Below are 10,303 nucleotides of genomic sequence, written 5' to 3'. Positions count from 1 at the left end.
GCTTAGACGAATAGAGGTCGAGGCGCTGTCTCAGCCGAAAAATTTCAAAGTCTTCTTGCAGAAAGGAGATGAGACACTAGACTATCGACAGGCGCTCGAAAAGTTTGGGCCAGATCAATGTGTAGTGCATGAGAATGGTAGCCATAGCTATGACGGTTTCGAACATGAAGTACCTCTCATGTTTGACTTCTTCCTATCAAGAATTGGCCAAAATAAGCGATAAAATACTATTGGGTCGCAGAAAAATTCCGTGCTTCCAATTAACCCTTTACTAGGCAGAAATCGAAGCCGAAACGCAATGAGAATTAGTTCATGAGTGACACTTACAACGCTGATGCCATCGAAGTACTTACGGGGCTAGATCCGGTAAGAAAACGGCCCGGCATGTACACCGATACCAGCCGCCCTAACCATTTAGCTCAAGAAGTCATTGACAACAGTGTGGACGAAGCTCTTGCAGGTCATGCTAATCAAATTGATGTGATCCTCCATTTAGATCATTCCGTCACGGTGAAAGATAACGGACGCGGAATGCCTGTTGATATTCATCCTGAGGAAGGCGTGAGTGGCGTTGAATTGATTTTAACTCGCTTACATGCAGGCGGTAAGTTTTCCAATAAAAATTATCAATATTCTGGCGGTTTGCATGGTGTGGGCGTGTCGGTGGTTAACGCGCTATCCAATCATTTAGAAATCACCATTAAGCGTAATGGCAAAGTCTATCAGATGACATTAGCTAATGGCGAGAAAACCTCAGAATTAACCGAAATCGATACCGTTTCCAAACGCAATACGGGTACGATGATTCGGTTTTTACCTAATCCCAGCTATTTTGACTCGGCTAAATTTGCGGTTGCGCATTTGATGCACTTACTTAAAGCCAAAGCGGTGTTATGTACAGGCTTAACGGTTAATTTTAGTAATGAACAGACTTCAGAAAAATACTCTTGGTGCTATCAACAGGGGATTAACAGCTATTTAGCAGAAAACTACCTAAGTCATATTATTTTGCCTGAAAAGCCTTTTATCGGCACTTTTTCCGCTGAGACTGAGGCGGTTGATTGGGCCTTATTATGGGTGGAAGAAGGTGATTTAATCACTGAAAGTTATGTCAATTTAATTCCCACAGCCCAAGGTGGCACACATGTAAATGGCTTGCGTAGCGGCTTGTTAGAAGCAATTCGGGAATTTTGTGATTATCGCAATTTATTGCCACGTGGGGTTAAGCTTGCACCTGAGGATATTTGGGAACGTTGTGCTTATGTTTTATCGGTGAAAATGGCAGACCCACAATTTTCTGGGCAAACTAAAGAACGTTTATCCTCTCGGGCTTGTGCTGCATTTGTGTCTGGTGTGGTGCGGGATGCGTTTAGTTTATGGCTAAATCAGCATGTGGAAACAGGGGAACAAATTGCTGAACTGATTGTGGCTGCGGCGCAAAAACGTTTAAAAAACAGCAAAAAAGTGGTGCGTAAAAAAGCCACCTCGGGGCCTGCCTTACCGGGAAAATTAGCGGATTGTACCTCACAAGATGTGAATCAAACTGAACTATTTTTAGTGGAAGGTGATTCGGCGGGTGGTTCTGCAAAACAAGCGCGTGACAAGCATTTTCAAGCCATTTTGCCTTTACGTGGAAAGATTTTAAATACGTGGGAAGTGGATACTAACCAAGTGCTGGCTTCTCAAGAGGTGCATGATATTGCGGTGGCATTAGGTGTTGAGCCAAAGAGTGAAGATTTAAGCCAATTGCGTTATGGTAAGATTTGTATTTTAGCCGATGCGGATTCAGATGGAGCACACATTGCGACGTTGTTATGTGCTTTATTTGTTAAACATTTTCCTAATGTGGTGATGGCTGGACATATTTATGTGGCGATGCCACCATTGTATCGAATTGATATAGGCAACACGGTATATTACGCGCTGAATAATGAAGAAAAACAGGGTGTTTTAGATCGTATTAGTGCTGAAAAGAAAAAAGGCAAAGTCAATGTGCAACGTTTCAAAGGTTTGGGTGAAATGAATCCTTTGCAATTACGTGAGACCACAATGGCAGTGGACACGCGGCGTTTGCTTCGACTTGGTTTAGATCAGGCCGCAGAAACGGATTTAATCATGGATATGATGTTAGCGAAAAAACGCGCATCTGATCGAAAAACATGGTTAGAACAAAAGGGTAATTTAGCTGCTTTATAAATATTCGTTCACGGCTTTGCTGTATTTTATGTGTTGAGACTGCCAGTCTTTCAAGGATTAGCAGTCCAACCATGAATAAGGAATCGACTATTGTCTAACAAGCAGCGCCCTATCGAAATATAAGACAGGCTTAATATAATAAAGAAGACATTTTGCTGCGATAGCGTTTCACTAATTCATTTTGATTACCTAAAATCGCAAATACCGAAACTAAACCTTTGCGCCCCGCATCTTGTTCAAATTTACGATTACGTTTCATCAAAGTTAAAAAATCCGCCATAGCTTGTTCATATTCACCTATAACCACTTTTCGCACTGCCAATTGATGCAAAGCTTGTAAGTTTTTATCATCACTGGCCACCATTTGCTGCAACTGTTCCAAACTTGGTGCATCGACAATCACACTCAATAAATCCAATTGATATTGCAGCGCAATTCCTTCAGGATCAGTTTGAATATTGGCGGGTAAACTATCGTAAATAGCTTGTGCTTCAGACATTTGGTTATTTTCTAAATACACATTAGCCAAATCAAATTTTAAGACATAATAATCGGGTTCTGATTCAATCGCTTGTTTTAATAAGTCGGCCGCTTGGGTGTAATCTCCAGACTGTTGTGCATGAACTGCTTGTATACGAATTCTATCTGCTGGCCGTTCCCGATGTTTATCAATCATGGCGCGAAATACTGTTTCAGGTTGAGCACCCATCACTTCTTCGACTTCTTCACCATGTCGGAATAATTTTAATGTCGGCACACTGCGAATCCCAAAATGTTGGGCTAAATCTTGCTGTTCATCAATATTGATTTTCGCCAGCACAAATTGTCCTTGATATTCTTCAGCCAATCCCATCAACATGGGCATTAACGATTGGCAAGGCGCACACCATTCAGCCCAGAAATCAATTAAAACAGGTACTTGTACCGAACGGTCAATAACTTGTTGCTGAAAATTATTAACATCAACCGTGACAATATAATCAAGTTCATTCATAACTAAGCCTTTATTTGCTTGTGAAAGAATGCGATAGGATATGGCGTTATAAAGCGGGAAATTCAATGAATAATGCAAAAGTTCGGAGGTTTTAGCAGCAAAGCCGTTGTTGATGATTTTATCAAGCAATTCTTTAAACAGCATTTTAGAAAAGTATTTCAATAAATTACAGCCACTAATCTGATTTCTGTAATTATTTGATTTTAATTTACATTTTAAAAAGTATCCGAGTCATCAATTAAATTGGAATTATTTACAATGAGGCTCTATCGTAACTTAAAATGGGTTTTCAGCTAAAAACGTACTTTTAAATCTGTATTTGTTTTTTTCCATTAATGATTTATTATATTTTCAAGTCAAAGTCAGAAAGTTCTTTTATTTCCATAATTTACAATAGACCTAAAGGAGTAGTATGTATGAATATGAAATATTATCGTTTTTTGGTTTTAATCAGCTTAGTTTGGTTTAATTCGAGTGTGTATGCTGCAAATGGATGTGGTGCTGATGGCAGTGGACTTTTAGTACCTGATGGGCCATTCCCTTTTGTTTCATACTTTGATGCTTTTGCCACTTATGAATCTGCCTGTAATTTACATGATGTTTGTTATGAAGATGGCAATCAGTCACAACGGACTTGTGATGATGAATTTTTGGGAAACCTCATTGCTTCTTGTCAAAGTTATCCCAGTTTGTTGCAAGGTTACTGTGAGCAGGTTGCATTTCTATATCATGATGCCGTTTCTCAATTTGGTGAAACCTCTAAAACGGGTATTGTTTCAGGTGAAATTTTGCAAGTAAATGCCAGACGTATTGATTCATTTTGGGGAGATGATGAGTTTGAAGCGTGTGTGACTTTTAGAAATAACGGGGTTGTTAATACGGAATATGATTTAATTTTATATTCAAAAAATGGCGACCTTATTGATAATGAACCTGATTTTTATGAAATCAATGTAAAAGTTGGAGATACCGCAACTGAGTGTGTGGGCACAAGTGGCATTTATCCATCCATCAGTGATTTAGGTAGCACTTATAGTATTGTATTACGTGTTGACCATCCAAAATATGATTTAATTGAAGTCGATCAAAAATTGGGGAATACACCATAGTTTGGTAAATGATTTCGAGATGCGTCATTTAGTGAAGTTTTGCTTATGGCGCAGAGTTTGATTTTTCTCAAGCTAGCTCAAACTGTTTGAAAGTAAAAAAATAGGATAGAATAGGTAAAAAATCATTTTCAGATATTAAATGCTTTAGCGAGATAAGCATGTCCATTCTAGCCCTCTTTTTTTTAATCACTACCCTCATTTCAGCATGTTTTGCTTTTTATTATTGGCTTAAGGCACAAAGCTATACCCGTGAGCGATTTGCATTTACGGTGGCTAACTTCATCGTATTCTCTTCCTTGCTTCTTATTTCCAGTTTATCCGCTCAACAGACTTTATGGCAATTTGCTTTTGACATTATTGTAAAGTTGTTTGATCCATCTTATTCAACACAATCCGCAACTGCTGAAGGTCAAATTTTATCAGTCATTGTATTGTTGGCTGCCTACTATGTCTTATTTCTGTTTTATAAAAACTGGTCAGGTCAGCAATCGGTGCTGCAATTTGGACGGCAAAAAGGCGATATTGTAGATTCTCCGATTTTCATTTTTACGGATAGTTTTGCGTTAATTCAGGATCGGTTTAGAGCAGAGAAAATCACGATTTCTCAGGATAAAGCCGAAGAAGCTCAAGCTCGTTTTGAGCCGCCAGAATCACCTGCTTGGCATCAGCGCGTGAGTGAGTTGTGGAATTTAAAGCATCCAGAATATGAGTTTTTTGAAGACAATGATTGGCATGAAACGCATCAGTGTTGGATCGTAAAGCATTTACACACTGAGGAGCGTTTGGTTTTAGCTTGTTTATCTTATATGCCTGATAATGAAACGCTTTTAGCTTTAATCAATTATGTGCAGAAAGTGCAAACTGTGGCTAAATCGAGTACGCGGATTGTGATTGCTTTAGAGACTGAGTATAAGCCCATTGAATCTACGACATTTTATGATTATCAGGTGGATTATTTTACTGAGTCGCAGTTATTGGATGATTTGGTGAATTTTGATAGTTATTTAAATTATCTCAGACGCATTGTGTCGCAGGGTCGGTTTGCAGATTTGGATTTGAGTTTGGAACAGATGTATACGATTTCAGATTTTAAGTTAAAAAGCGGTGAACGACAGCAGGATATTGAAGCGTTTATCATGGCGTGGTTAGCGGAAAATAGTCAGCGTCATTTATCGGTTTTGGGTGAATATGGTTATGGTAAAAGCACCTTGTCGCAGATGTTAAGTTATCGTTTGTTAAAGCAGTATCAGCAAGATAAATCTGTTCGAGTACCGATTATTATTGAGTTGCGTGGAAAAAGTCCGCGTAATTTGTCGCCTGAGGAAATGTTTAGCACTTGGAAACAGGGTTTTAATATTAATCCGCGTGCGATGATGCAGTTGTTGTTAGCGGGTCGGTTGTTGGTGATTTTTGAGGGATTTGATGAGGTGGATTTGGCGGGTGATCGGGAGATGCGATTGCGCCATTTTGAATCATTGTGGTTATTTGCGCATGATAAGTCGAAAGTATTGTTTACAGGACGACCCAATTTCTTTTTTGATGAGAAGGAGTTGGAGCAGGCGTTGTTGATTCAGCAGCCCAGTGAATCGTTACCGTATTGTCAGGTGGCTTATCTTGTACCGTTTCATTCAGAGCAAATTAAGCTTTGTTTACGCAATTTAACCACATTGCAAGCAGGTGTGCAGCAGGAAATCTTAGATTTGGCACAAACCAATCCTAATTTTTTAGAGGTGGTTTCACGTCCTTCTGCTTTGCGTATGGTTGCCAGTATTTGGAAAGAGGCGAATTTATCGCAGCATAAAGATAGGATTAATTCGGCTTATGTAATGGATTTGTTTATTCAGAAAACCAATGAACGCCAATTGAGCAAGGAATTACGCAAAGCAGGTCAAACGAGTAAAGAATTTAGCCGTTTAAGCAGTGCTGAGCGGACTTATTTTATGCAAGGTATCGCTGTGTATATGGCTGCACAGAATTTGCCTAATCAGATTACCAGTCAAGATTTAGAAAAAGTGACTAGACGTTTAATCGATTGTATTCCCGAAAAATCAGTGTGTGCCGTGTTGCCAAGCTATGAAGCCCGCAAGCGTAAGCCATTAAAACAGCGTTTGGATTTTGAGCATAATCGAAATAAAGCAATTGAATCTATTTTAACTGATGTGCGGGCTTGTGGTTTATTAGTAACGGATTTAACTAAACCAAATACGTTTCAATTTTCGCATAAATCGTTTATGGAATTTTTGGCTGGGAAGACTTATGCCGATTGGACGATGCGAGCTAAATTGAGTAATGAGGAAAAACGGATTGCAGCGTCGTTCAAACAAGCATTTAAACTGACAAAAATACATATTTTAAGACATAAAGAAATACGTAACTTTTTTTCTGAAATGTTAATTACTCATTTACAAAACTCTGGCATTGTAGAAAAAGGCCCTTTATCAAAACAACTGTTAGCAACATTAATCAGTCCGTTTCACTGGATACAAAAACCATTTTTATGGGTTGCAGTTGATTTTTGGGAAAAATTTAAGTCTCGTATCCAGAAAAATAGAAGTTTTTTATTGGTAGTGTTCTTAGGACAAATATTAATAGTATTTACATTTTTAGGAGCAGTTGAAGGAATATTTATAGGAGCAAAGGCAGGAACAGAAATAAGTGCAGCTATAAGCGCAACCATAGGTGCATTCACAGGAGCAGGTACAGGATTAATCATTATAGGATTACTAGGGGTAGAAATACTATTATCAGTAATATTAACAACTCTATTTTTGTCATTAGGATTAAGACTAATTGAAGGGTTGGGTAGCATTTTGGGGCTACCAATTTTTTTAAGTATCTACGTGCCAAATTTACTAATAAGCTTTGCAATGAGTTTATTAATAGGGAGGAAAAGTGGAAGTCCTGACTATTTATGGGCAAACTACGCCTTATGGTACGAAATCTGTACCGCATCGGGTATTGACCGCGACACAATGGCAAAAGTGGTTGGCAAACGCGTGATGATATTATTTGAAGACCCGCCTGAGGAACAGAAATAAGCGATCTGCTACAATGAATTGCATCATCCATAAAAGGAAAATCAAATGAATCAAGCTCAACTATTCCAAGACATTGAAGCTTTGCCACCTCACGCACAACAAGAAGTAATTGATTTCATAGATTTTATTAAACAGCGTTATGGAAAATCTGAAATATGCTCAACAAGGGAGCTAACAGAAACAGAATATTTACTACAAAGCTCAGCAAATGCCAGTCATTTAGAACAATCTATTGCAGAATACAAAACAGGTAAAGTTGTCGTTAGGGAAATGATAGATGAGTGATTTCTTACTTGCATGGACGGAAAAAGCTTGGGATAACTATCTCTACTGGCAAAATCAGGACAAGAAAACACTCAAACGCATCAACAAATTACTATTAGATATAAAACGAGAACCTTTTTCTGGAATTGGCAAACCTGAATCACTCAAAGACAATTTATCTGGCTTTTGGTCTAGGCGAATTGACGACACAAATAGACTCGTTTATGCAGTAGACGATGAAAAAATCACAATTATCTCTTGTTGTTACCACTACTAGGATATTATTTAAAGACCCACCTGAGAAAAAAGACTGATGTGCTAAAATTATCCAATACATTCTAAACGAGTATTTAACATGGTCACTGTTGAATAAATTCAATCTGAAATCAAAGCCCTACCCTATAAAGATTATTTGCGTTTGCGTGAATGGATAGAAAACTTGCACACAGAAGATACAAGTGAAAATGCAACTCAAGAACTTTTATCTATTCCAAACTTTGAACAATTTGTTAAAGCGGCACAAAAGCGAGTTCGTGAAGGAAAAGCTGTTTCTTTTGAAGCGATAAAACGCAATGTATAGAGTATATTTTGATTCAGAAGCAGAACAAATTTACTCATGAGCAAATACCCAACTTGCACGATGCTTAAATCGTTGCTTTGAACGTTTACAAGAAAATCCATTACACCATCCCAATATAAAAACAGTGGCTTATCGGGTTTATATCGTTATCGTGTTGGAGACTGGCGTGTGATTTATGAAGTGTTAGAAGCTGAACAAATTGTTAATATTTTGCAGATCGTGCAAAGAAAAGATGCGTATTGATAAATATTTCTTTACCCTAAAGATAACCTAATCTCTCTTGAAATTGAACGGTTTGCATAAACTTCTCGTACAATTTCTTCACTGCTACGACTATCCTGCCAAATACTATAGTCAATTCTATCTTAAGTGCGAGGACTGGCAGTCCTGTATTACTTTAAAATAAAACGACTATACAAAGCCAGTTGAATTAGCTTGCTCCTAAGCTCAGCTTGGGAGTGTATGTACAAGAAGCTCCGCTTCAAGAATAGTGCAAGCAGAGCTTGAAAGGCAGGCATTACCAAATAGAATTTGGTAACGAGCTAAAGTTTATTTTTGGATATAGTTCAGTATAAAGTTTTGTCGGAGGAGATATAAAATATATTTAGGCTGTTTTCAATCATAAAGTGGTTTTCTCGCTGGAATCACCACGTGTGCAGGCAACCAAACGGTAAATGTTGAACCTTTGCCCACATCACTGTCCACTGTAATATGACCGCCCATAATTTGACTGTAATGCTGACTAATTGCCAACCCTAAACCTGTGCCATCGTATTCCCGAGTAGAAGAATTATCCACTTGACCAAAGGCCTCAAAGATACGCTCCATTTTTTCTAATGGAATCCCAATCCCTGTATCAGACACCTGAAAACAGAACCAATCACGCAATTCTTCTTCGCCATACATGACCTTGGACAAGCGTGAAGCAGTAAACAATACTTTGCCACGTCGGGTAAATTTCGCTGCATTATTCAGCAAATTTAATAAAATCTGTTTAACCTTGGTTTTATCCGCATACTGAATCCCCAAGCCTTCAAATCCTTTCAAAACCAGCTTATTACCATTGGTGCGTACCATTGGTTCAGCCGTATCAATCAACTCTTCAGTCAAATCACTCATATTATATTCAGAAAGCTTAATTTGAATATTACCCGTTTCAATCTGGGAAATATCTAAAATATCACTAATCATCGCCAATAATTTCAAACTGGCACTGCGAATGTCTTCTAAATAAGGCAATACATAATCATAGCCAATGTCTTCGGCATCTTCATAAATAAAATCACTATAACCTAAAATAGCATTTAACGGTGTGCGTAACTCATGACTCATTTGAGCTAAGAACGTACTTTTTGCCTTATTGGCAGCTTCTGCCATCACTCGAGCTTTTTCCGCCATTGCTAAACTATTTAATGACTGACGGTGCGCTTCTTTCACATCAATATAAAGTTGTAAATTTTCCAATGCGGCGGCACATTGATTAGCCATGATTTGCATTAACTTACGATCATCGCGGCCTAAATGTTTGGCTTCTTCTAAATAAATAAAACCAACCGGTGTACCATGACGGTTAAGAGGTACAAGCAATGCGTGGTCTGGTAAAGTATTGAATGGCACGATGCCTAGCAAGCAATCAACGCACATTTTTTTAATATTTTCAATTTCATGATTCTCAGACTCAGACTCAGACTCAGCTCTAAAACGCCCCGTGGCAGATTGAACTACCACTTGCTGATTATCCTCATCATTGTCATCAGCCTCGCTACGGTTATCCGATGTCAATAAGATACTATTGGCAATGGTTGCAATGAAATTGTCCTGACATAAATCAATAATATGCTGCAAAACGTTGTCAAAGAATTCCGTAATATTTTGAGGTTTATATAGAGAAGGAGTAGTATCTAAAATGCGTTGTAGGCCACGACGATTACTATCAATAATTAATAAATCTCGATACGACTTAAGTGCAGAACGCATCGCTGTATATAATTTTTGCGCAGTCAGTTCGGTTTTATCTTTATAATCATCAATATCATAATTATCAATCACCGTCCGCTCGGGTGCGACCCCCGGTTGACCCGTTCGAATAATTAATCGAATAAAATGATTATGTAAATTATAT

Annotated in this window: 10 protein-coding genes; 8 read left to right on the top strand and 2 right to left on the bottom strand. The window is 38.2% G+C overall.

The annotated features are described in order from the left end of the window. Both ABXH34_RS11580 and parE read left to right on the top strand, forming a co-directional pair. Positions 1-223 (top strand): YqiA/YcfP family alpha/beta fold hydrolase (locus ABXH34_RS11580; RefSeq protein WP_353572043.1); only part of this gene is annotated, 223 nt, incomplete at its 5' end. 89 nt (positions 224-312) lie between these two features. Next, entirely contained in the window at positions 313-2,196 is a 1,884-nt protein-coding gene (gene parE, locus ABXH34_RS11575) for a DNA topoisomerase IV subunit B (protein WP_353572042.1), read from the top strand. 130 nt (positions 2,197-2,326) lie between these two features. On the opposite strand, the gene trxA is transcribed toward parE, so the two are convergent. Continuing rightward, a complete protein-coding gene (gene trxA, locus ABXH34_RS11570) occupies positions 2,327-3,190 on the bottom strand; it encodes a thioredoxin (protein ID WP_353572041.1) in 864 nt (287 codons plus the stop codon). Between the two features lie 416 nt (positions 3,191-3,606). Between trxA and ABXH34_RS11565 the strand changes: the two genes are divergently transcribed. The 6 genes from ABXH34_RS11565 (at position 3,607) to ABXH34_RS11540 (ending at position 8,424) form a co-directional block, all read left to right on the top strand. Then, positions 3,607-4,299 (top strand): phospholipase A2 family protein, encoded by a 693-nt coding sequence (locus ABXH34_RS11565; protein ID WP_353572040.1) that lies wholly within the window; start codon positions 3,607-3,609, stop codon positions 4,297-4,299. Between the two features lie 158 nt (positions 4,300-4,457). After that, on the top strand, positions 4,458-7,337 hold the full coding sequence (locus ABXH34_RS11560; RefSeq protein WP_353572039.1) for an NACHT domain-containing protein: 2,880 nt from the start codon (positions 4,458-4,460) through the stop codon (positions 7,335-7,337). Positions 7,338-7,382: 45 nt separating this feature from the next. Next, complete coding sequence (locus ABXH34_RS11555) at positions 7,383-7,622, top strand: DUF2281 domain-containing protein (protein WP_353572038.1); 240 nt, start codon at positions 7,383-7,385, stop codon at positions 7,620-7,622. Beyond that, on the top strand, positions 7,615-7,878 hold the full coding sequence (locus tag ABXH34_RS11550) for a Txe/YoeB family addiction module toxin (protein WP_353572037.1): 264 nt from the start codon (positions 7,615-7,617) through the stop codon (positions 7,876-7,878). The genes ABXH34_RS11555 and ABXH34_RS11550 overlap by 8 nt, the downstream gene beginning before the upstream one ends. 162 nt (positions 7,879-8,040) lie before the next feature. After that, positions 8,041-8,181: a hypothetical protein gene (locus tag ABXH34_RS11545; RefSeq protein ID WP_353572036.1), complete on the top strand. Its 141-nt coding sequence runs from the start codon at positions 8,041-8,043 to the stop codon at positions 8,179-8,181. Between the two features lie 99 nt (positions 8,182-8,280). Then, the gene (locus tag ABXH34_RS11540) at positions 8,281-8,424 is read left to right on the top strand and encodes a type II toxin-antitoxin system RelE family toxin (protein WP_353572044.1); all 144 of its coding nucleotides are present in this window, start codon (positions 8,281-8,283) and stop codon (positions 8,422-8,424) included. Positions 8,425-8,796: 372 nt separating this feature from the next. Here the strand turns inward: ABXH34_RS11540 and ABXH34_RS11535 are convergent. Beyond that, positions 8,797-10,303 (bottom strand): sensor histidine kinase (locus ABXH34_RS11535; protein WP_353572035.1); only part of this gene is annotated, 1,507 nt, incomplete at its 5' end.

The organism is Candidatus Albibeggiatoa sp. nov. BB20 (genome assembly GCA_016744725.1).
Lineage (GTDB): Bacteria > Pseudomonadota > Gammaproteobacteria > Beggiatoales > Beggiatoaceae > Albibeggiatoa.
Note: the sequence above shows the minus strand (reverse complement) of the source record. Positions and strands in the feature narration are given on the sequence as shown.

Excerpts from the sequence above, each read along its gene's own strand:
- parE (WP_353572042.1), top strand. The coding sequence starts at position 313 with ATGAGTGACACTTACAACGCTGATGCCATCGAAGTACTTACGGGGCTA.
- trxA (WP_353572041.1), bottom strand. The coding sequence starts at position 3,190 with ATGAATGAACTTGATTATATTGTCACGGTTGATGTTAATAATTTTCAG.
- ABXH34_RS11565 (WP_353572040.1), top strand. The coding sequence starts at position 3,607 with ATGAATATGAAATATTATCGTTTTTTGGTTTTAATCAGCTTAGTTTGG.
- ABXH34_RS11560 (WP_353572039.1), top strand. The coding sequence starts at position 4,458 with ATGTCCATTCTAGCCCTCTTTTTTTTAATCACTACCCTCATTTCAGCA.
- ABXH34_RS11555 (WP_353572038.1), top strand. The coding sequence starts at position 7,383 with ATGAATCAAGCTCAACTATTCCAAGACATTGAAGCTTTGCCACCTCAC.
- ABXH34_RS11550 (WP_353572037.1), top strand. The coding sequence starts at position 7,615 with ATGAGTGATTTCTTACTTGCATGGACGGAAAAAGCTTGGGATAACTAT.